Source organism: Faecalibacterium sp. PGM34, assembly GCF_054456555.1.
In genome coordinates this window covers 1,890,748-1,913,853 of sequence record NZ_CM136898.1, presented here as the reverse complement: position 1 = coordinate 1,913,853, position 23,106 = coordinate 1,890,748, and the positions used below count along the sequence as shown (strand labels likewise).

Genomic DNA, 23,106 nt, shown 5'->3' with positions numbered 1-23,106 from the left:
CCTTTCTCAGGCCACGCGCCGCCAGATGTGCACATAGTAGGCGGCGGGCTGCACGGTGCTGCTTGCGCCGTAGATGGCATTGGAATTGGATGCATCCAGACTGAACTTATACACCTGAGCATCGCTGTTGTCTGCACCCGTCGATGTGCTCAGGTTTTTGGCAGTGAATGCGCCGGATACATTATGAGAACGACTGCGTACATTTGCAACAAAAGAACCTGTGATGTTCGGCAGACCGGCCTCCACGGTAGTGCCCGCTGCGTGGGTTCTGGACGCACCCATCAGCACCCGCTCGGACGCGATCTCCTCCCAGCTGCCGCCGAACAGCGCGGCAGGGCTGGTGGGGTCGGCGCTCTGGTAGATGCTGCCAACGGGGTAGGCCGCCAAAGCACTGTCCGCAGAAAGCCTTCCGTCCGAATCGACCGTCAGACCGCTGCCCACCTTCACGCCGCCCAGCACGTCTGCGGTGGCACACGGCAGCACCGTCTCTGTGATGCTCTTTCCGTTGCCCATGGTCAGGACAAGGCTCTGACCATGCATCCGCACGTCCCTCAGGTAGTCCCCGCTGCCTTTTCCCACGGCCCCCACGTCTGCCGCTGTCAGCGCCCGGCCAAGCCCCGTGCCGCCGTGTGCTGTGCTCAGCACCCCGGTCATTGCCGTAAGCTCTGTGGTGTCCTGCGTGGTGTAGGTCTGCTGCGTGCCGTCCGCAAACGTTACAGTCAGTGTTCGGCCCTCCAGCGCCACCTGCTGCACAAGGTCTCCCCTGTCCGCATCCATCGCCCCTACGTCCTCGGCGTTCAGCTGTACCGCGCCGCCCTTGCCGTTCACGCTCAGCACAGTGCCGTCCTTGGGTGCATATTCCTCTGCCCGCGCCGCCGCTTCGCCCGCCTGCTGCGCCGCCGTCCGTGCGTTTTCCGCCTCGCTCTTTGCCCGCTGCTCACTGCCCGCTGCGGCGGTCTGTGCATCCTGTGCCGCCCCGGCTGCACTTTCCGCCCTGTCCGCCGCGCTCTGCGCCTCCTTCGCCTTCTGGCTTGCCGTGTTCGCTGCCCCCAGTACCTGCGCCACAAAGGCCTCGTACTGGCTCGGGGTGATCTCGGCATCTCCGTCTGTGGCAAAGGTCTCGTAGCACTCGTACCGCGCGGGTCTCGTCATGGCGCAGTATCCGTTGCCGTCCATTGCCCGCAGCATCCACAGTCCCTTTTCGCTGGCGGTAAACATCCTGTCCACCTCCAGGCACCTGTCCTCTCCCAGTATCACCGGCTGCGGCAGCGTGCCGTCAAGCTGCTGCACATGTACCGTCACCGTCATGCCGTCCCATTCCTCCGGCAGCTCAAATTCCAGTGTCTCCACCCCGGTGCTGCCCTCGCCGCCCAGCTTCAGCACCTTCTGCTCCGGGCAGTACTCTGCCCCGCCAAAGGTGCGCTTTAAAATTCTTACCAGCATCTCCCGGCCTCCTTTCCTGTGTCCAGTCTACCGCATCCCGCTTTGCAAAACACCTGCGGACATTCTCGCATAAAAATAGCAAGGCTCAGGCGTAACCCTTCACGCCTGAGCCTTGCTCTGTCTTATTCTGTTTAGAATCTGTTCAGGATATCATGGTGCCCGATGTCCAGCAGCAGAATAAGGGTGTCCCCCTCGTACTGCCAGATCACCCGCACATCCATGTTTACGCTGAACTCAAATAGATCCGCCGTTCCCTGTATCCGCTTCGTCCGCAAAGACGGGTACAGCGGGTCCATCATCAGGATCTCCAGCTTCTTTTTCAGCTGCGCCCTTTCCGTGGCGGTCAGCTTTTTCAGGTTCTTTTCAAACCGTTTTGTATAGGTGATCCTGTACGTCATTTCTCTGCACCGTCCAATGCCTCAAACAGTGCATCCACCGTGTCAAACACCGGCTGCTCTCCCGCCGCCAGCTTTGCCTTTGCCTCGTCGATCTCGCTGCGCAGCTCCTCCAGATACTTCTTCGGGTACACCGCCACCGGCATCAGCTCGATCACCCCGTCCTTCTCCACGATCTCCAGCTTGTCGCCTTCCCGCAGCCCCATCTTCAGCACGATGTCCTTCGGGATCGTGATCTGCGATTTTGTTCTCAGTTCCGTCAGCATAGCGTTGCGCTCCTTTCTTCTTGTAAGATTTTCTTACTTTCTTACCCTCATTATACACCCTCCCGCCCAAAAAGCAACACCCCGGCAGCCTTTCCGCCGCCGGGGTGTGCGTCTTTGTTTGTTATTGTTTGTCTTTACCGCAGGTCTGCCCACGGGTCGCTGGTCTGTGCTTTGCTCTTCTTTTCGGCATCGCTCACCCAGCCGTCCAGCGTTTTCTGGGTGTACAGCGGGTTATTATCCGCATCCCGCAGCGCCAGCAGCATCTCGTACAGCTGTGTCCGGTCGTATTCGCTGCCCGCCACATACTCCGGCTTGCATACTGCGGTGATCTTTCTCTTCACGCTGCCAAGGCTCTTGCCAGCCCGCAGCAGCCTGTCCAGTTCCTCCTGTGCATCCTTTGCCCGCATGCTCTCCAGCGCCTGCTCCAGTGCATCGGTCACGCTCTCGCTGTCGCCCTTCAAAAGGGTGTCGCCCTTCTGCTCCACCGCGCCGGTCACCATGTCGATCACCGCCTCGCGCTTCGCTGCGTCCACCTTTGCCCTCTGGTCAATGCCCATGGTCTCGTACATTTCCCGGATGACCTGCCGCGTCAGCTGCTCCCGCCGCGCATTATTTCCGTTGTTCCGCGCCTGCGCTGCTTCCAGCACATCCGGGTCGTACTGCACAAGCCGCCTTTTCAGCTGGCTGTACACTTCGCTCTCCTTGCCCATGGCCCTCAGCTTCTCCATGGCCGCCTGCGCCTCGCCGGTGTCGCCGTTTGTGTAGGCTTCATACAGCCGGTCGTACTGTCCGGTGGCACTCTCCGGCAGGGCGTTAAAGCTGAACTTTCCGCCCCGCGCCACGGTCTGGATGTCGTCCCAGTACCCCTGCACCGCGTCCACCAGTTTCCGCCCGTTGCCGTAGGGTACGCCCGCGATCTCCATCCCGTCCTCGATCAGGTTAAATGTCCGGGTGTGCAGTCTGTCCTCGTGGGCTGCCAGCTGCGCCTCGGTCATCCCTCTTGTATCCCTGCGCCACTCTGCAAACCATTTTGTCACATCGCCCATCAGGTCGTTCACCGCGCTGATGTTCGTAGCGCTCACCACGTCGTAGTCCTTGCCGCTTATGGCATTGTCCACCGCGCTGTACAGCTCGCTGCCAAACAAAAAGTTGCCCGCCGCGCTCTCGGTGAATAGCGCCGTGAACCGCTTCAGCATGCTTTCCAGCGTCACGTCTCCGTTTTCGTCCTGCTCCCGTTCCCACCGGTGCAGCAAAAAGTCCGCGCCGATCTTCATCAGTGCAAACACCGCCGTCTGCGTCACCTGACTCACCACCGCCCGGTTCAGCTGCTTGCCTGCCCGCTGCACCTGCTCTCGGTTCTCCGCGCTCTGCTGCGCCTTGTACCGCGCGCTCTGGGTCTTGTAGTCCATCACCGCATCGGCTAAAATGCCGTAGTTCTGGAAGCGCTGGGTCGTAAACATGGTAAACGCTTTCACAAACTCGTCTGGGTTGCGCTGGATGCCCGCCCGCTGCATCACCGTGTAGTTGGGCTGTGTGCGCTCGATCACCTTCTGGTAGGTCTCGTTCACCGCCTTCCAGTATTCCTCGCTCCCCGCCTTGGCTGCTTCTGCGCTGAACTCCGCCGGGTGGTTCTTTACATAGGCCTTGCTGCCCTCCCACAGCGCCGCCACCGTGATCTCGTCCATCCCGTTGATCCACCCGGTCAGCGCCTTTGGCAGCCTGTCCATGGCCTTCTCTGCAAGGCTTCCGTCCTTGCCAATGCTCGCCAGCTCTCCGCGCTGGCTGCCCCGCTTGCGCCATTCCAGCAGCGCGTCCCCGTGCTGGGTGATCTCCTCCTCCAGCGCCGCCCTCTGCTTTGCCGAAAGGTTCTTCACAAAGGGCACCACCGCCGCCATGGTATCCATGCCCAGCACTGCGCCCGCCGTTGGTAAACTCGCCGCCTGCGCAATGGCAACTCCCGGGTTCAAGGTCAGCACCGCGCCCGCGTAGTTGCCCCGCAGCCGCGCCGCCATCCGGCTCACGCCGTTGTCCCGCCTGCGCTGGGTGGTCTGCAGGTCGGTCAGCAGGTCGTTGATGTAGTCCACCGTGCCCTTGCCCCACTGCTCCTTGATGATCTTGTTCTTCAGGTTTCCCAGCCCGTCTGCGGTCTCCACGTTGCTGTTCAGCACCTTCTGTACATCCCGGATCGGCAGCGCCAAGCCCGCATACGCCGCCGTGTCCCGCAGGCTGCGCTGCACCACGCTACTGCACTCCTCCAGCAAGATGGGCTTGCTGCTCTTTACACGGTTCTTCAAAAAGCCCCGTCCCTCAATGGTTGCGTCAAGGTTCAGTCCCTCGATCTGGGTCGCCAGCACGCCCTTGTCCACCGCAATGGGGTAGTAGTTCTTCACCTGCGCCCGGTTGTACCCCAGCAGCTGCATGCTGGTCTCGTTGATCAGGTTCGTGGTGTAGCTGCCAAAAAACTCCTTCATGTCCTCGATCCACGCCCGGTCGTAGTCGGTCAGCGCCGCCTCTACCGTGTTCAGTACGCTGTCCGGCATGGGGTTGCCCTGTGCGTCCTTCAGCATACCCAGCTGTACGGTCTGCCCCTTCTGGTACGCCTGCTCAATGTCCCCCGCACTGTACAGCTTTGCATCCGGCAGCACCATGCCGCCGGTCATCAGGTGCTCCACACTGTCCTTGTTCTGTAAGTGCATGTACAGACTGCACAGCTGTGCATGGGTCAGCGGCACCGCCTCGCCCTTGCTGTCTACAAGGCCAATGTCCACAAGCTTCGCTCCCGGGCCTGCAAACTCTGCCATCTCCTTCAGGTGCTCCTTACCGGTCACGTTGCTGAACTTTTTCTCGCCCTCAATGGTGATCTCGGTCTGCCGCCGCTGTCCGTCGTTCAGCATCCGCGCCAATTTCTCCATCTGTCCGTCCTTGGCATACCCGCCGATCATGCGGAACACTCGCTCCGCGCCCAGCATGTCAAGGTTGTACTTCGTCAGCAGGTTGTGCAGCCCGTCCAGCGCCCCGCCGGGGTGGTTGCCCTTGCTGGCCTGCACCTCTCCCGCCGCCGTCACGGCGATCTTGTCCACCTCTTCCGCCTTTGCAAGGCTCAGCGTCTTGTTCGCGGTGCGGATCACATGCAGCGTGCTGCTGGTAATGGCATTCAGCATCCGCATCTGCTCCAGCGTCAGGGGCAGGTAGGTGCGGTTCTCGGTGTCCCGGATCCGTGCTTTCAGCCGGTCGCGCAGCATCTCTGCCTTCTCGCCCTCCGGCAGCGACTCAGCCTCCGCCAGTTGCTCGCGCAGCTTTGCAAGCCGTGCCTCTTTCGCAGCGGTCATATCCTCCCGCAGCGTCTGGATCAGCACCGGCACCCCGCTCTTCTTCCAGTCCTCGGTCATGGCCGTTGGTGCGCTGTCCGTGCCCATCGAGCGGTTGATGCTGTCCTGCAGCGCCGTCAGCCGGTTCACCGTCCGGTCGTTCAGCACTGCCTGATTTGCCAGCTTCGCCACCTCGGCTGCCTGCACGATCAGGCTCTGCTGCACATACTTGCCCGGGCTCGGCCGCAGCACCAGCTGGTTCAGCGCCGCTGCGTTGCGCTGTACGCTCCGCCGCACCTTGTCCATCTCCCGGCCTTCCCGCGCCTTCTTCACCCGCTTTTCCGCCAGCGCTTTCGCCACCGCAATGTCCTCGTCCCGCTGCTGCTGCGCCGCCTCAATGGCAAGGGCATTCCGCTGCGCCTGCTTTTCGGCAAAAGACTCCCGCTTGCGTTCGCTCTCTGCCTCCCACTCGGCGATCTCGTTCTCCTGCACGATCAGCGAATACTCCGCCGTGTCCGCGCGCCGGGTCTCCTGCCGCAGCTGCCATGCCAGCTCGTTCTTTTCGCTGCGTAGCCGCTTTACTTCCAGCTTCGCCTCGTCCAGCATCTCCTGCCGTTCCGCCTTCAGCCGTTTCTTTTCCTCCTTCCACTGCCGTTCATAGCTCTCCCGCAACACCGTCATCTTCTCATTCAGGTCGCCAAGGTTCGTAATGTCCACGCCCTGCGTCTCCAAAATGTCGTTCAGCTGCTTTTCAGCCTTCGCGTTCGCCTTGGCCTTCTGCACCTCTGCGTGCTGCGCTGCATCCCGCCGGTTCTGCGCCAGCTTCTCCCGGAACAGCGCCTTCTGCCCCTTCTGGATACCCTTCAGCTCCCGGCTCACCTCGGCAGCCCGCTCCTCGGTGCCCGCTGCGGCTCTGGCCACCTGCATATTGTGCTGCATGATGCCCTCAAAAATGGCCTCCGCGTCGGTCATCTCCGGCACGTTCATCACGTCGCCCAGCATCCGGCCCGCCAGCTCCACCCGGGCATCCTCGTACTCTGCCACGTCCGCAAACCGGCTCATCATCTTCGGCTTAATGGCATCATGCAGGTTCATCAGCACGTCCAGCCACTCGGTGCTCTCCATGCTCAGCGCACCGTCCACACCGGCCTGCTCCGCAGCGCTTTTCCACAGCGCCCGCGCGCCGTCCCGCACATACCCCGCCGCACTCACATCGTTCACAATGCTCTCGTACTGCTCCGCCGGGTTGCCGTCCCGCACGCCCTCGGCCTGCCGCAGGGTCACGCCGTGCCGCCGTGCCTCGGCCACCGCCTCGCTCCAGCTGCCGTACCGGCGCACCAGCTCTGCCTTCGCCGCGCCGGTCTTGTTCACCGTGTACTCCAGCTTGTGCAGCTCCGGGTATTCGTCCCACAGCTCGCTGTTGCGGTAGGTCGCCCCGTCCAGCACCTCGCCCGCCAGCGTTTCCGCCAGCGCCTGCGCCTTGCTCATGTCTGCGCCCTCAGCCTTCAGGTACTCCACCAGCACCTGCGCCTCGTTTGCCAGCTTCGTCCGGTCAGCCCTGCTTCCGTTGGTGCGGGTCCACCGCACCGCCAGCCCCTCCAAGCTGTCCCGGCTTACCTTCACACCCCGGGTCAACCCAAAGAACTGTCCCAGCGTGTCCAGCGCTGCCGCCTTGTCCGCAATGGCTCTGCTGGCCTGCCGCTGGTCGCTGCCCTTTGCCTCCCGGTCTGCCTGCTGCGCCAGCGCAAAGCGCACATTCGGCACCTTGTTAAGCAGCGCCGTCCGCGCCTCATCGTCCCCGGCCTTGTACAGCTGCACCGGCACCCCGGCATCCTTCAGCTGCTGCACCAGTTCTTCGCTTGCATTGTCCGGCAGTATCGCCGCCCGCACCTCGTCAAAGCCCACCGCACGCTGCGGCTTTGCCTCAAAGTACCCGGTCGGTATCTTCGCCACATCCTTGTACAACGCAAGGATCCTCTGTGCCGCGTCCTTGCTGATGATGTAACCCTCTTTTGCAAACGCCTTGCCGATGGCTGCGGCCGTGTGCTTTCCCTGCGCCGCCCGCAGCAAGATCTCGCCCAGCACTTCCCGCTCTGTATAGCCGCCGTTGCGCCGCAGCATCTGCACGATCTTCTCGATCTGTCCGTCCGCATCCTCCAGCAGCTTCTCGTACTCCGCCTCCGGCATCTGCTGCAGCCGGTCCTTGTCCGCCCGCACCTCGTCCAGTGTTTTGTACTCTGCCGCCGCCGTGCTCAGCAGCGTCCTTGCCGAAAGCCCCCATGCGCCCTTGCCCCTGGCCTGCTCCTGATTCATGGCATTCACCAGATTCTCCAGCGTGTAGGGGTTGTGCAGTTGCGCAAAGCTTCTCCGGTTTCCGTTCCGGGTGTAGATCTCCTTTCCGTTGTAGATGCCCTTTCTGCCCAAGGTCTTCTCCACCTGCGGCAGCAGCCACTGTTCCACCTTTGCATCCGGAGCTTTTTGCTGCAAAGCCTGTCGCATGGCATCCGTGTCCTTTACCATCTTTGCAGGCTCATTTCCGGCATCCAGATACTCGTACGCCCTCTTTAACCACAGGTACAGTTTCGGCGGGATCAGGCGGTTCACTTCTTCTGCCTCCTTCACCGCCTGCAGCACAGCATTTGCTTTGTCGTGGTTGCCGTTCTTGGCATCCGTCTCCACAATATCCCGCAGCACATCTTCTCCGCCTACCGCCTCGATGATCCGTTCGCTTCTGGCTTTCTGTTCTTCCGTAAACCGCTGCTCCTGCTTCGTCACAACATCCACGTCTTCACCCTGCGCTGCCAGATACGCAGCCTTCACCGCATCGCTGTGTGCCAGCTCCTCCGCGATCTGCTGCGGGCTCTTTCTGGACACTTCCATGTCCATCGTTCCGGTTATGACATTGCCCCGGGCAAATTCTCCCCCAGCGGTCTGGCGGCTCAGCTGTGCAAGCGTAGCGTTCAGCGCTCTTGCCTTGTCCGCGTGCACCTCGTACTCCACGCCCGGCCTTGTCGGGGTCCACGCATCCGCGCCGTACACCCGGTTTGCCTTATCCACCATGGGGTCAATAGTGTCGCTGCCAAATACCAGCGATACCGGCCCGTACTTTGTGTGCCCCTCCCGGGCTTTCACCACCGCAATGGACGGCGACGGCATCCCGCCCAGCTGCAACGCCTCGCGCAGGTTCTGCTCGGTCAGGTTGTGCACCGCCACCAGCTCCTTCTGGCCGTCCACCTCCACCGGCGCACTAAGCGCAAACCGCACTGTTTTCTGCACCGCTGCATTGTTTCCCTTGCTTTCGGCAGCATCCTGTGCTATACTCTTGTTAGAGACTTCCGGCAATCTACTCCTTGAATCCTCGGATTCTACGTGGGTACCACCGGAAGTCTCCATAAAGCTCTCTGGCTGTCTACTCCTTGAATCTTCGGATTCTACGTGGGTTTCGCCAGAGGGCTTTATTTTTGTGGGCTCAATATTTACAATATCATAAAAGATCTCCCGCGTGTCTGTCTTGATGGCGGTCAGCACATCCGCCTCGTATGCGTTTGCCCCCACGCGGATCTTAATTTTCCCACGGTTGAATGCCTCTGCGTTTTTGTGGTTAGCCGGTTCGCGGTAAACCTCGTCTGCCGTTGCAATGATCTCGTCCAGATTTGCCGCCATCCGCATTTTGTCTGCATAGGCTGCCGGGTTTTCCCACTGCAACGCCTTCGAGGACTTAGACCGTACAAATTCATTGCGCCCATCTTTGTGGTTCAGGATCTTCCATCCGTTCCGCATAAAGCCATCCGGGAATCGTTCCTTGATTGCCTGCTTCACCACAGACTTCCAGTTTTCCTGCGGAACACCTTTCAGAATATCCTCGTCGATCTGGATGTACGTTTCTCCCGCCGAATCCTTTCTGATCTCAAACCGCACCCCCTTCGCCGCGCCGCTGCTTTCAATGGCAGCGGCGTTTTCTTTTGCCGCCCGCAGGTTGTCCATCGCCTTTTCTGCGTGTGCAAAATAGGCATCCTGCAAAGCCTTCTTCTGCGCCTGGGCAAGGTTCTTTGCGTGCAGCGCCGCCGGGTTCTCCGGGTCTTTGTTCAAAATCTCCTTTGCCTTGCTGATGATGCTGCTCAAAAGCTCCTTCACCGCGTTCACGGCCTTGGTAATGGTGCCCGCCTTGCCCGCGTTTTTGTCCGCTTGCTCCCGCTGGAACTGTGCCCACCGGGTCACGTCCTCCACGGTCTCAAAAATGCCGCTCCAGCTTTCCGCCACCAGCTCTTCCGCCGCCTGTTCATAGGTCAGGTTCTGGGCTGCATAATCCTGCATCTTGTCCCGGATCATGCCGTCCACCTTCTCATAGCCCGCGCTCTCTGCCATGTACTCCAGCGCCATGTCCATCAGCGCCTTTGCGCCCTCTGCGTCCAAAGCGTTGTACCAGTGAAAGTCCTCGTGCAGGATCGTGCCGAACACATCCTCGCTCCGGTCTCCAAAATAGATCTGTGCCGTTTCGGTGTCAACGCACGCCTTTGCCAGCTTGCTGGGTGCGCCGTCCGGTCCCCGCAGCACGCTCTGCAAAATGGCATCCGTGCCGGTGCCCGCCGCGTTCAGCCGGATCAGCTGGGTTGCCATCTCGTCCGCCGTCCGCAGGCTTCCTTTCCAGATCACCCGGCCTTCGCCGCTGGTGCTCTGGCTGCTAAGCGCACCGCCCAGCCCGCCTGCCGCTTCGGTCTCGCCCTGCCCCTGCGTCCACGCCGCCCGCAAAGCCTCTTTGCCGCCGGGCTGCTGCATAACGTAGTTTGTAAAGGCCGCCAGTCCGCTGGTGCTGCCCGCCAGCTCCAGCGCCTTGTCAAAGGTCTTTACCCCCTCCATCTGTCCAAGCCGGTACATGCAGCTCGCCGCCGAGGTATACCGGTCAAGGTCTGTAATGCTGTCCGGCACCATCCGGCTGATGGTCTCGCTCGCGCCCCGGCTCACCTTCCACCGGCTCAGCTCCCGCTGTACGCTGCGCTGCTTTTCGGTCAGGCTCTGCTGCCGCAGTCCGTAGGTTTCCCGCAGCGCGCCGCTCTGGGTCGTGTCTGCTTCCCCGGCCTGTACCGGCTGCACAGTTTCCACACTTTCCCCGGCCTTTTCCACGTTGACTTGTCCATCCCGCTGTGGTACAGTAGTACCAGCGGAAGGATCTGCAGCTACGTTTCGGACGTGCGCCTCAGGGTCGGCAACGGCACTCACGGGGGACTGCACAGCTTCTGCCATCGGAATAGCGGAAGTAACTGCGTTTAACGTTTCGGACGTATGTCTGGGGTCGCTTTCGGCGGCATCCATAGGGGGGCGCAGAGCTTTCGCTATTTCTTTTTCCGGCACTCCCACGGATGACAAATATTCCGAAACAATATAATTTCTGCTCTTTTTCGTATCTGTAACGGCTTCCACGATCACGTGGGAGCCGTCTATTTTTTTCTCAAAGATTACAATGGGTGCACGCTTGCCCTTGCTGTCAAAATAGCCCTCTGCTCTTCTGTTGGAAAGATACGCATTGTCAAAGTTGTCAAGCACATACCCGGCCCGCGCCACGTCCGCGCTTTCCTTCATGGTGGCATCTGCGCTGCCGTCCCCGCCTCCGTGCCGGTTCGTGATGTGCCGCACCGCATTGGCATCCATCATCGTCACGCTGCCAACCTTGTCCAGCCCTGTCAGCTGCTGCATGGCATCCCGCATCCGGTCGCTGGTTTCCGTCACCATGTAGGGTGCCGGCTGTTCGCCTGCCCGCACCCTGTCCACATATTCTGCCAGCTTTAAGTCTGCGCTGTCCTTGTATTCTGCAATTCTGGCATTCTGTGCCGTGGTATGCTTTGCCGGGTCATCATCCACCGCAGTCTCATTCCTCTGGGAAAGGCTCCCCCCTTCGGGGAGCTCCGTTCCCGCGCCGCCGACTGGCGGACGGGAACGGTGAGAGGGTCTTGCTGCTCGCCAGCGGGCACTGGTGCGGAAGTTTCCGTCCCCTGCACCGGCGCAGCGGCATCCGCTCCGTTCTCCTTGTACTCAAGCCGCTTGCTCATCGCGCCCAGCCCCGTGCCCACGGCACCGCCCAGCGCACCGGACGCGCCGCCGGTCAGGCCGCTCTGCAAGGCGGTCACAAAGGTCTCCGGCTTCAACAGCGCCTCGGCCGCTTCCGTGTCCCCGCCCAGTACGGCATCAATGGCGGTGTCTGCATAGGTCTCCACAAAGGCCTGCACCGCGTTGTCCACACCGCCGGAAAGTGCAGCCGCCACCGCCGGGTAATTCCGCTTGAATGCGCTGTCCCCTCCAAGGCCGCGCACCCAGTCCGCGATCTGCCCCGCCAGCGTGTCCTTTGCATAGTCCGCGCCCATGCTCCGTGCAAGGTCTGCCGCGCCCACACTGTTGATGGCCCATCCCGCGCCAAACTTTGCAAGTCCGGTGGCAAGCGTTCTGCCTGCGCTCTCGTTCTTCTCCACGCTCTGTCCCATGCTCTCTGCCGCGCCCTGCGCGCTCAGCACCGGCAGCACCAGATACGGGCTTACGCCCGCCGCCGCAAGGTTCTCCGCCGCGCTGCTCACAACGCCCATGGCAGTCCGCGCCGCCGGGGTCATGCCCGCTTGCGCCGCCGCCGTGTGCCGCTGGCCATAGTCATACAGCTTGTACCCAAGGGTGTCCTTGTCCACGCTGTCCGCCACCTTTGTCCCCGCAATACGGCTGCGCATGGTGTCGATCTCCGCCTGCGTGTATCCCTTTTCCAAAAGTTCTGCGTCGGTGTACGGCTGCATGCTCGTTGCCGTGCTGCCCTGCTGGGCGTAGGTGGTCTTGCCGCCGGTCAGCATTCCCAGCAGCTTCTCCTGCCGTGTATCCCCCCGCACTTCTTCCCGCAGCGCCTTCCAGTTTTTCCGGGTCTCCATCTCGTTCCAGATGCTCACCCCAAGGTTCTCACCCACCAGAAGCGGCGCTGCCGCCACCGTTGCCGCAATGCCCTTTGCCGTGTCCGCGCCGCGCCGCACAAACACCTCCGCCGGGTTGTAGGCCGTGTACTCGGTCAAGTACTGCCGCGCCTTGTCGATCTCCTGCTGGCTGTACCCCATCCCCCGCAGCTGCGCGTCCGTGTACTTTGCCTTCGTCTCCTTCTCCCTGCCCGCGCTGCGGCTCGTGCCGCTCTGGGCATAGCTGGTGTATGCGCCGCCGCCCGCGCCCACCGTGGGCGCTCTGGCACTGGTTCCCTGCTGGGCGTAGCTGGTGTAGTCCTGCTTTTTCTGCCGCATCAGGTCCACCAGCTCCCGGTGCCGCTCGTCCGCGTCCATCCACAGGTTCCACCGGTCAAAGTCGTCCCGCTTTACGGCATTGGCTGCCTGTGCCCGCTGCTGCGGGGTGTTGTCCCCGCCCGCATAGTTCCAGTCCGGTTCGTAGTCCTCCTGCCGGTCGGTCTTTACCGGGCTGCCAGTGGGCGTGCCCAGTACGCTGTCCAGCACCTCGTCCGCCAGCTTCTTGCTGTCCAGCGTCCCCAACTGCCGCGTGCCGCCGCTCATCCAGCGGGTATCCGTGCTGCCCTGCGGCGGCTGCACCCGGGTCTGTAAGGGGCTTTCCACAGCCGTCCGCACCCCGCTGCCGCTCCGGCTCTGCGCCATCCGGTTGCTTACCCTGTTTTCCTCGTTCTGCTTTTTCTGGTAGTTTTCCTCCCACCGGTTCATCTGTTCTTTGGTAGCCGGTTCTGTCTGCGCCGGGTGGTAGCTGTCCTCGTTCTTCTTATCCTTGTACTTTCCCTCGTAATTGCGGCTCCACTGCGCCATCTGTGCTTTTGTCACTGCCATAGCGTTCTCCTTTATTTCAGCGTACCCATCGCGTATGCGATCTCGTCCTCAGAGTATCCTTGCAACCGCAGGCTGTTGTAAATGGTCTGTTCGTCCGAGCCTCTGCTCTGCTGTCCCTGCGCCGCATTTGCCGCCACCTGCATCCGTTTCGTCGTGATGCCGGTGCCCAGTTCGCCGTCCACATCCACCCCGGCTTTGCGCAGTTCACCCAGAATTATGCTGTACATCGGGTCGTTCTGGCTCATGCCCGCAAGCTTATTCATCATGCTTGTCACGTTGCTGGAGCTGTACTGCAGCCCGCCATACCCGCTGCTGCCGGAAGAGCTGCTTCCGCTGCTTCTTCCGCTTCTCCCGCTGCTGCCATACTGGTTTTTCATCTGGTACTGTTGCTTCTGGTACTGCAGGTTCGCGTTGTTCAGTGCCTGCTGCAACTGCACCTGCCATCCGATGTCCTTCTGCTTCAGCGTGTCAGAGTAGTCCATGCTCCCCGTGTCGATGCCCGCCATCTGCAAAAGGCTCTGTACGCCCGTGTCGTTGCCGTACTTGTCCTCGGCATCCATCGCCGACAGTAGATAGTCCAGCTTTTCCTTGTCCACATCGCTCAGTCCCTGCCAGTTGTCCACAATAGCGGTATCCATGCCCGCCTGCGTCAGGGTCGTCCGTGCCGCGTCCGGGCTGCCCGCCTTCAGGAAGGTCACTGCCTGATTCATCGTATTCACCCGGTTCTGCTGGGCTGTGTAGTTTTCCTTCCAGGTGTCCACCATGCTTTCGTCCAGATCGTATGTTTTCAGGATCTGTCTTGCACGCTCCGGGTCTCCCGCATCAAAGGCTTCCCACGCCTGCTGCTGCCCTGCCACCTCGTTGGCAAGTTTGATCTGCGTGTACCCCATGTACCCGTCATACCCGGCCTTCGCCACGCTGCCAATGCCCTTGATGATGTTCCACGCATTGCTCAAAAAGTCGCTGTTCTCCTGCCGCGCCTGTCCCAGCCGTCCGTACAGGTAGTTGCGCCAGCTCTGGGCGTTGGCGGTGTCCTGCGCCGCCGCACTGCGCTCCATGCTGTCCTGCCCCAGCAGGGTGCTTACCATGTCGGTGTTTCCCGCAAGCTCGTTCTGCCACTGCTGCAGTGCCTTGCTGCGCAGCTCGGCCAGCGTCGTGCCCGCGCTGGCGGTCTGGTCTTGCGCCGTCTGGTTCACCACGCTCTTCGTCCAGTCCGTGCCGTACCCGCCGCTAAGGCCTTGCGCCGTGCCCAGCGCTGCCGCTGCACTGTCCGCTGCGTTCCCCGCCACCTTGTCCCGGTAACTCTGGAACGCCTCGCTCAGCGCCGCGTCGGTCACGCCGGTGTCGTTCATTCCGCCGATCTTATCAAGCCTATCGTTCACCTGCCCGGTGTACGCGCTCTCGTATGCGCCGGGCACTTCCTGCTCGGCCTGTGCCAGCCTGTCCTTTGCGTTCTTCAGCTTCTTCATCGTGCTCATGCTCCACCCTTCCTTTCTTACAGCAGCGCCAGAATGGCCTTAATGATCCACGGCGCAGCGGTCGCGATCATCTGTCCCACATTCGTTGCGGTCTGGATGCCGTTTGCCGTTTTTTGCTGCTGTTCATTGTAGGCGCTGTCGTACTCGTTCTGCCGGTACGCAAGCCCCTCGTTCCAGTTGTCAAGGTTCTGCTGGTAGGTCTGTCTTGCGCTGCTTTCTGCCCTTTGCAGCCCCGCCAGCTCCGTCTCCAGTCCGCTCTTCTTGGCGTTGTACGCCCCAAGGCTCTGGTTATACAGCCCGTCCAGCACGTCGTCTAAGTTCGCCATGGTGGCCTCGTAGGCGTTCTGCCCCGCCTGCGTGCCGTAGCTGCTGGCATACCCTCCGGTCAGCGCCGCCGCATTGGCCTGCGCGTTCCGGTTCGCCTTCTGGGCGTTGCGGCTGTACTGGTCCTTATACTGCTTGTAGGCCGTGTCCGCATCCGGGTCATAGTCAAACTCGCCCAGTCCCTCCAGCTTCCCGGTCACATCGTTGATCTTCTGCTGGTACTGGCTCTGGTATGCTCCGGGCTTTGTCTGCTCGTACCGTTCCAGCTCCGTCTTGGCCTCGCTCAGTCTGCTCATTTCTCCACCTTCTTCAAAAATTCCTCGTTCATGTTCTCCCCGCTCAGGTTCGTCAGCACATATTCCAGCTGTTCGGTCAGCTGGTATAAATAGTTCTTCAGTGCCCTTGCATCCTCCGGGTCCATCTTGTCCCCGAACTGCGGCATCGCTATGCCGCTCAGCCCCGCTAAACTTGCCATAGCTTCTCCTCCCTATTTTCTCGGCCTTGCCCCCTGCACCCGTGCGCCGCTGCTGTCTGCCAGCGTCAGCGCAAGGCTGCGCAGGGTCATCTGTCCCTTGCCCGTCAGACGGATGCGCATGGTGTCAAACCGTCTTGGCTCAAACGGCAGGTTCAGCCTCTCGTGGCTGCCCTTCGCCGCGCACGTTGCCACCTTCTCAAAGGGTGCCCCATCATAGCTCACCGCCAGCGTCACGACCCCCGTGCCCTCTGCGTCCATCCGCAGCGTCACCCGGCTCACATACTTGTCGTCCGGCACACTCATGCCAATGTCGCCGCTCACCGCCTCAAACTGCACCACGTCCAGCGCCGCCGGGTCGCTGTCCGCCTCCCGGTCAGGTTCTGCCGCCCACAGGCTGCTTCCGTCCCACAGGTACAGCTGCCGTCCGCTGCTTGCCATCTCCCGGCCTACCGCGCCCTCTTCGTGCCACATTCCCTTTTCGGTGTCGTACACCAATAGCCGCCCCGCCGGGTCGTTCTTCTGCCGCAGGTACAGGTAGTACCGCGTGTCCAGATATCCCGCCGCCGTCCAGTCCACGCTCTGCATCCGCTCCGGGTCCAGCGCCGCCGAGACCTTTACCGGCAAACTGCCGTCCCACGCCATCACCCCGTCGGTCGAAAGGTAATACAGCGTCTCCGCGATCACGCACAGGCTGTGCCCCGCGTTCGCCGCCACGCCCCGGCACCGCACGCTGGAAAGCCGGTACTCGCTGGGCTTTGTGCCGTACAGCCGGTGGATGCAGTTTTCTTTAAAAAACAGCACATACCCAAGGCAGCTTGCCGCCGCCGTAAACGGCCCGTCGCTGCCCACGGTCACCGCGTAGCTGTCCGCTGCCGTGCCCTGATAGCTGTACCAGTTGGTGGGGTCGCCCAGTGCACAGCCGTAGATCACGTTCTCCTTTTTGCTGCACCCCCACACCCGGTTGTCGCACTCGGTCACAAAATCCAGCTCCGGCACCCGCCGCTCCAGCGTCATGTTCTCCCCGGTGCTCTCGTTTTCGGTGCGCAGCATATCTTCGCTGCGCCATGTGCACTGCCCGCGCCGCAGCACCCAGCTGCCGTAAAACTGCTCGGTCACCCCAGTGCGCTCCATGGCCATCACAAGGGCAAAAGGTTCTGCGTCCTTGTCCACCGCCGTCAGCACCACCTTGTCCCCTATAAGCCCGCCCAGCGCTTCCCGCACCTGTGCTGGAACGCCCTGCACCGTCACCGTGTCCCCGGTGCGGATCACACCCTTCAGCTCCGGCACCACGATCTTCACATATTCCAGCAGGATCTGCACCCACTTCCCGGCCTTCTCGCTGTACCTTTTCAGCACGCCGTCGCTTGCATACACCTTCCCGCTCTCGCCGGTCTTTAAAAACAGCTGCCCGTCCTTGGGGCTCTCCGGCTCTGTCTCCCCGGTAGGTACGCCCTCGTAGGTACCGCCCTCCGCATCGCAGGGGTACACATACACCTCGCTGTCCCCCAGCGCCCATGCTGCGCCCAGTGCGCTCAGTTCTCCTGTCTCGGTGTCAAAGCTCATCTTGTCCGGCCAGATCAGCACCCGCGTGCCCATGCCCACCAGTTCCTTCCGGTCATCGGTCAGCACGTTCTCCAGCACCACGGTCTCCTTGCCATCGTCCGGCGTGTACTCCAGCCCCGTGCCGCAGCACAGCAGCATTCCGTTCAAATGGTATGCTCCGTTCATCCGCTGCATCTGCCGCACCCGCCGCCGTGGCTTCCGCGTCTGTAATGCCGGGTATCCCCGGCTGGAAAAATTCATGCCCTCGCTCAGCTCCGCCTCGCTGCACCCGTAGGTCTCGTTTAAGCCCCCGAACGCCCGCAGCAGTTGCCTTGCGCCCGAAAGCACATTCAACTTCGTCCCGTCCAGCATCTCAGTACCTCCACTGCGCCCCGCCCGCCGGTGCGTAGGTGCGCCGCATCCACGCCGCAAACTCCTGCACCGCGTCCGCATAAAGCTGCATCTCGTTGGCAGCCCGCGCCGTCTCGCCCAGTGCCAGATCCATCTGTGCGCACAGCCAGTGCGGGTAAATGCTCCCCGCAAAGGCCTCCGGCACCATCAGTTCTGTGTCGTACTCCAGCCCGTCCCACCAGCTCACGTCCGCGCCCATTGCGTCAAAGTCCCCGCACTGGCTGCGCTCCACCACCGTTTTGCGCATCCTCGCATCACATTCCCGCAGCCAGTTCTGTTTCAGCTGGTCGTCAAAGTCGTTATTCGGCCGCATCCCGTCGGCCATTTCTACCGCCATCCCCGCCGTCATATCATTTCTCCTTTCTACCAAAAACACCCGGCACAGCATGTGCCTGCCGTACCGGGTGTCTATCCGTTTTAACTTGCCGGTAACTTGCCAGCAAGCTGCGGCACAATGCCGCCGGGCGGTCTTACAGCCGCTGCAATGCAGGTACGTCCTGCGCTTTTGCAACCGCCGCCGCGATCTTCTCATTTGCTGCGTTGTCCATCTCCTCGCTGTGGCGCAGCACCTCGGCCACCGCCGCAGGCACTTCCACGTCCACACCGCGCTGGATCAGATACGCCTCGCCGTTCACGCTCACAAAGCGTGCGCCGGAATACCGGCCGTTGTCCTTGAACAGATGGATGATCTCCGTCTTGGGCTTTTCCGCCTGCACCGCCTCGGTGCCCACGTCCTCCACAGGCTTTTCCGCCTGCACCGCTGCCTTCTTCTCTGCCATCTTCATTCTCCTTTCTCAGTTCGCCTGCGCCTTTGCGCTGTACCGCTCAGAGCAGCTCTCAATGCGCACCATGTACTGTTCGCTCAGGCGCTCTGCGGTCTTTACGGCCTTCCAGCCCACGGACGCGCGCTGGTTCAGCGGGTCGTCGCCGTAGCCCAGCTGCTTCACGATGTGCTGCAGGCCGCCGCCCTCCAGCTCGGTGGTGGCGTAGGCGTGTGCGCCCAGCACCAGCGTGCCGAACACCGCAAGGCCCTCCGGGCAGCCGGCGCCCTTCCAGATCTTTGCTTCGCTGGTCTCCACAAACCGCACATTGTTGATCTTGCCGATCTCGCCCTCAAAGATCTCATCGGGGCTTGCGTACTTGTGGGCCTCCACCCAGTTGGGGTCGCGCTTGATGTCATAGGCGGCATACGGATGGATGATGCACACATAGCTGCCGCCCGCGTTGCCCACAGGGTCAGCGTTCTGCACCTTCAGCTGCGCTACTGCCTGATCGATCAGATCCACGGTCAGCTGCGCGGTCTTGTCCAGACCTGCACGGCTGGTCACCGCCGTCTCCGCGCCGCCTGCGCCGATCTTGGGTGCATAGATCACATTGGTGCCGCCGCACAGGATATCCCGCACAATGGTGTCCATGGTTCTGCCGGACTGGCTCGCCAGCACGCTGGTGGCCTGCACCACGTTGTTGTCGATGGTGGTCATCTGCACCATGTCGGTCAGGGGCACCCAGCCGCCGTACTGGTGCACCTCAGCGGTCACCGTGCTCACGGTCAGTGCCTGACCTTCCGGGGTCACGCCCTCGGTCAGCGGGGTGGTCGCTTTCGGCAGCGCCTCATACTTGCGAAACTCAATGGTCTTGCCATTGTTCGCAGGGATGGGGTAGCTGTCGCCAAACTGGTCATGCACCAGCGCCGGCAGTGCCTGATCGATCAGGCGCTTCTCGTAAAAGGTCTTCATCTCCGCGGTCATACCGCTGGAGCCGGTGGTGTTCTGCAGCTGCTCGTGGGCATCCGCAAACTGCTGCAGGTTCATCTTCTTCCACTTCATTCTTGTGTCCTCCTTCAAAGGATTATCTCTCTCACGTCCTCGCGTGGGAAATCACAGTACAATTTTCTCTCCCCGCCGTGCCCTGCGTTCCAGCTCTTCCCGCTGTCGGCGGGTGGTGTTGCTGATGTCAAACTTCGTGGTCACCGCGCCGCCGGGGCGGGTGCCGTTCTCGCCGGGTCTCGCCGCCCTCTGCTGGATCCGCGCCGTCACGCCCTGCTCCACGGTCTGGGCGGTGCGTGCAGTAGCCTGCTCCATAATGTGGTCAAAGTAGGCCGCCCGGTATGCGTCCGGCAAGCTCACGCCCCGCCGCATCAGCTCGCCCACCTGCTCGTTCGCCAGCACCTCGCCCAGATCAAAGTCCGGGTACTGGGCTTTCAGCTGCGCCGCCTGGGCATCCCACTGCGCCCGGATCTGTGCCGCCCGCCGCTGCCGCGCCGCCTCCTGCTGTGCCGCCTGCAGCTTTTCGTTCTGTTCGTTGGCTCTGCGCAGGTCGCTCTCCATCTTGTCCAGCTCCCGCGCCGTCTTCACGCTCACGCCCCGCTGCTGCGCCAGCTCCTCGTAGTAGGCGTCGTCCTTCACCTTGCCGTTCTTCACGGCCTCGATCAGTCCGTCCACGTCCTCGCCGTCCACGCCGTATGCCTCGCTCAGCGCCTGCCGCAGGGCAGCCGCCTTGGGGTCCGCGTGCACCGCCTCGCCCGCCTTGATGATGGCCTGCTGCATCACCTCGTTGAAAATGTCGCTGTACTCGCCCCGCACCAGCTCCCCAAATGCCTTGCGCTTTTCCTCCGGGGTCTTCTCCGCCTTCTGCTCCTGCGACTTCTCCTCGGTCGGCTTCTCACCTTCCTGCGGCTGCGTCTCCGGCTGGCCGCTCATCTGAGGGGGCTGTTCCGCCGGCTTTCCCCGCAGCGCACCGCTGCGCCGCGCCAGCCGCTCCTGTGCCGGACGCAGCGCAGGCTCCTGCACCGCCGGGGCCGCCTCTGCGCCGCCCTCTCCGGCATCGCCACCGTCGCCGCCCTCAGCGAAATACTGCAGGTTCATCTTCCCGTCCACCATGTCCGGCAGTTGCGCCGGGTCCGGTGCCTTGCCGTCCGCAAACACCATGTTCACCTCAAGCTCCACGTTCTCCGGGAAACTCTCGGCCAGCGCGTCCAGTCCGTCCTGTACCAGCTCCACCCATGCTTCCACCATTTCGCAGCTCTCATGTGTCGGGGTCACCTCCACTCGCATCCAGCCCTCACCGTGTGCCACAGCACCCAGCGCCACAAGGCCTGCCCGCGCAGCCTCCTCCACCTCATTGGCAAGGGTCTGCATCAGGCAGCTCACCGCTGCGCACACAATGTCCTGCCCGTACTTTCCCGCGCCCGCATGGCCCTTTGCCTTCACCTCGTAGCCGGTCTTGCCGTCGTTCCATACCGTGCGCATCACACTTGCTTCGATCATGCCTTTTCCTCCTTCAGCGCAACCTCTTCGATCACTGCCCGGATCTCCATCATTTTCAGGTACAGCCCCATGTATTTCTGCTGCTCCCGCAGCAGGTCAAGCGGGCAGCGGTGTTCCGGCGGTTCCGTGCCGGTCCTCTCTGCCGCCTCGATCCGGTTGCAAAAGTCCTTCAGCTTCTCGTACCGGATCTTCGTCTGCCGGTACTCCGCTTTGAAGCGTTCCCGGTAGTCGGTGCTGGTCATGCCCTCAATGGTCTCGTACAGTTCCATGTTCTTTCTCCTTTACTTGTTCGGGTTGTTCACGTCCATCGCCCGCCGGGCTGCCTGCGTGGAAAGGCTGTTGTCGCTGCCTCCCACCGCACCGCCCAGGCTGTTGGTGCTGGTCTTTGCGTCTGTGCTGCCACCACTCCCGCCGCCTGCAGCACCCGCTGCCTGTCTGGCTGCACTTGCCGCTGCGGCAACGTTCGTCCCGTTTTGGCTGTCGATGATGGCGGCCATCTTCTGCAGCTGTGCTGCCATCTGCTGCAGCTGCTGGTACAGCGTGCCGTTCTTGCTCACTCGCTCCCGCACCTTCTCAATGCCTTCAAAGTCCATCATCTCCAGCGCAGCCAGCGCCGCATCCGCGTTCGCCGGTGCAAAAAATCCCAACTGGTAGCACTCCTTCGCCGTCTCGTTCTGGGAAAGCCGGCTGAAGGTGCTTTTCTTCGCCGCGCTCACTGTAATGTCGAACACCGGTTCGTGGTCGCCCAGCTGCACCCCGCCCACAACGCCGCCGGGCACCCCGCGCAGCATCTGTGCGCTGAAGGTGGCATACTCCACCCCGCCGCTCTCGCCGGTAATGCGGTATACCCGCTGCTCGTCGTAGAACTGCCGCATCAACTCAATGATCAGGTAGCACTCCTTCGCAAACGCCCGGTACGCGCTCTTCAGCATGTCCCGGCTCAGCTTGCTGCCCGCCTCCTGCAGCGCTGCAATGGCGCTGGCAGCGGTCAGGCCGCTGGTGGTGCCGCCCTGGCTCACGTCCCGGTTGCCGCTCACTTCCTTCAGCTCGTTCACCCGGGCATCCCGGTAGTTCATGCAGTTGCCGCTCAACACGTTCGTCTGCAGCGGCATAAAGCTGTCGCTGTTCAGCCGCCCCACCACGTGCACAATGTCCTTGGAAAAGTCCGCCAGCTCTTTCTCATTCACCCCCGCCGTGTCGCTCAGCACAAAGCGCTGCTTTGCCGCCAGCTTCACGTTCTCGTCCATGGCGTGGTTCATCTCGTCAATGGCGGTCTGGGTGTCCTTCATCACGTCGATGTACCCAAACCCCGCCGGGGAATCCTCTTCCATGAACAGCGGGTCAAACACAAAGGGGTACTTTCCATGGTCGTAAAATCCCCGCTGCGCCAGCTGCGGGTCGTTCTCGCTGGCATACAGCACCACGCCGTTGCAGTACTTGCAGTAGTGCAGCACCGTCTGTCCGCCGGGCTGCGCCTTCTTGTAGTACCAGTCCACCACCACGCTCTTATCGGTGGTGTCAATGCTGTCATCGTGGATGTACTGCCCCACGTCCAGTCCCTTGCCGGTGTGCCCCTCCATCTGCGGGAAGCGCCCCACCAGCTGCTCGTTGTCCTCAAGGCTCAGACTGAACAGGTGCGGCGACTGCTGAATATCCTCCACCCCCGGCGCCCAGTACAGCATCAGCAAATTCACGCTCTGGATGCTGATGTCTCCCAGCCCGCCCCGCAGCACCGGATCCCAGAAGATGCCCTTCACGCCGGTGCCGGTCTTGAGCTTGCGCCACCATGTGTCGCTGTACACCTGCTCGTAGTTGCACTGCTCCAGCACCGCCGGGATCACCTTGGAAAGGGCCCTTGCCGTCTCCTCGTCGTCCGCCGCTCGCGGCAGCACGTTCGGCTCCGGGTAGTTGTCCATGGCGTCCGCGTGCTTGTTGGCAATGCTGTTGAACAGCCACCCGCTGGAAGGCTGCGGCTTTCCCTCCATCATCTTGTTCTGGTAGTTCTTCCAGTGCCCCATCCGGAACCACAGCTCGTTTTCAATGATCCGCTTGTCCAGCGCCGCCTTGCCGGTCTTGTACCGCTGCAAAATTTCTCCCGCCTTTGCGATCTCCTCCGGCCCGATCACCGTCTCCGCTGCCGCACTCACCGGTGCGCTCCCGCCCGCATCGCCCAAAAAGCTCTGCATGGCATCATCCCGCCCGGTGCCGGGTCTCGCGGTGCTCACCATCCGGTCTTCCTCGCTCATGCCGCCTGGGTTCGCTTCTGCGGGTCTTTTGTCCGCCGGTCTCTGCTGCGTCCCGGCCGCCTGCGCGGCCATTGCCATGATCCGCAGCAGCTTTTCCCCGTCCTGTTCGGTGCTCGGCTGCTGTCCATCGTATCTTCCTGTCATCGCTTC

At 62.0% G+C, this 23,106-nt stretch carries 15 protein-coding genes; all 15 read right to left on the bottom strand.

The annotated features are described in order from the left end of the window. Positions 1-6 precede the first annotated feature (6 nt). Positions 7-1,443 (bottom strand): phage baseplate protein, encoded by a 1,437-nt coding sequence (locus ACXPUX_RS08935; RefSeq protein WP_458828002.1) that lies wholly within the window; start codon positions 1,441-1,443, stop codon positions 7-9. 131 nt (positions 1,444-1,574) lie between these two features. Then, complete coding sequence (locus ACXPUX_RS08930; protein WP_458828001.1) at positions 1,575-1,841, bottom strand: type II toxin-antitoxin system RelE/ParE family toxin; 267 nt, start codon at positions 1,839-1,841, stop codon at positions 1,575-1,577. After that, on the bottom strand, positions 1,838-2,104 hold the full coding sequence (locus ACXPUX_RS08925; RefSeq protein WP_458828000.1) for an AbrB/MazE/SpoVT family DNA-binding domain-containing protein: 267 nt from the start codon (positions 2,102-2,104) through the stop codon (positions 1,838-1,840). Before ACXPUX_RS08925 ends, ACXPUX_RS08930 begins: the two co-directional genes overlap by 4 nt. Before the next feature lie 134 nt (positions 2,105-2,238). Continuing rightward, positions 2,239-11,268: a PBECR3 domain-containing polyvalent protein gene (locus tag ACXPUX_RS08920; RefSeq protein ID WP_458827999.1), complete on the bottom strand. Its 9,030-nt coding sequence runs from the start codon at positions 11,266-11,268 to the stop codon at positions 2,239-2,241. Then, positions 11,193-13,214 carry an ATP synthase subunit C gene (locus ACXPUX_RS08915; RefSeq protein WP_458827998.1) on the bottom strand — a complete coding sequence of 674 codons (2,022 nt, stop codon included), beginning with the start codon at positions 13,212-13,214 and terminating at the stop codon, positions 11,193-11,195. The genes ACXPUX_RS08920 and ACXPUX_RS08915 overlap by 76 nt, the downstream gene beginning before the upstream one ends. Positions 13,215-13,225: 11 nt before the next feature. Then, complete coding sequence (locus ACXPUX_RS08910) at positions 13,226-14,692, bottom strand: hypothetical protein (RefSeq protein WP_458827997.1); 1,467 nt, start codon at positions 14,690-14,692, stop codon at positions 13,226-13,228. 17 nt (positions 14,693-14,709) lie between these two features. After that, entirely contained in the window at positions 14,710-15,312 is a 603-nt protein-coding gene (locus ACXPUX_RS08905) for a hypothetical protein (protein WP_458827996.1), read from the bottom strand. After that, positions 15,309-15,491 carry a c-type cytochrome gene (locus tag ACXPUX_RS08900; protein WP_458827994.1) on the bottom strand — a complete coding sequence of 61 codons (183 nt, stop codon included), beginning with the start codon at positions 15,489-15,491 and terminating at the stop codon, positions 15,309-15,311. The genes ACXPUX_RS08905 and ACXPUX_RS08900 overlap by 4 nt, the downstream gene beginning before the upstream one ends. 12 nt (positions 15,492-15,503) lie before the next feature. Continuing rightward, entirely contained in the window at positions 15,504-17,405 is a 1,902-nt protein-coding gene (locus ACXPUX_RS08895; RefSeq protein ID WP_458827993.1) for a hypothetical protein, read from the bottom strand. A gap of 1 nt (position 17,406) precedes the next feature. Beyond that, positions 17,407-17,793 carry a hypothetical protein gene (locus ACXPUX_RS08890; RefSeq protein WP_458827992.1) on the bottom strand — a complete coding sequence of 129 codons (387 nt, stop codon included), beginning with the start codon at positions 17,791-17,793 and terminating at the stop codon, positions 17,407-17,409. Between the two features lie 121 nt (positions 17,794-17,914). Next, entirely contained in the window at positions 17,915-18,223 is a 309-nt protein-coding gene (locus ACXPUX_RS08885) for a hypothetical protein (protein ID WP_458827991.1), read from the bottom strand. 15 nt (positions 18,224-18,238) lie between these two features. Continuing rightward, positions 18,239-19,270 carry a N4-gp56 family major capsid protein gene (locus ACXPUX_RS08880; protein WP_458827990.1) on the bottom strand — a complete coding sequence of 344 codons (1,032 nt, stop codon included), beginning with the start codon at positions 19,268-19,270 and terminating at the stop codon, positions 18,239-18,241. A gap of 51 nt (positions 19,271-19,321) precedes the next feature. Next, entirely contained in the window at positions 19,322-20,710 is a 1,389-nt protein-coding gene (locus ACXPUX_RS08875) for a ribosomal-processing cysteine protease Prp (RefSeq protein ID WP_458827989.1), read from the bottom strand. Beyond that, positions 20,707-20,979, bottom strand: coding sequence for a crAss001_48 related protein (locus ACXPUX_RS08870; protein WP_458827988.1), 273 nt, complete (start codon positions 20,977-20,979; stop codon positions 20,707-20,709). Before ACXPUX_RS08870 ends, ACXPUX_RS08875 begins: the two co-directional genes overlap by 4 nt. A 12-nt stretch (positions 20,980-20,991) precedes the next feature. Beyond that, entirely contained in the window at positions 20,992-23,100 is a 2,109-nt protein-coding gene (locus tag ACXPUX_RS08865) for a portal protein (RefSeq protein WP_458827987.1), read from the bottom strand. Between the last annotated feature and the right edge of the window lie 6 nt (positions 23,101-23,106).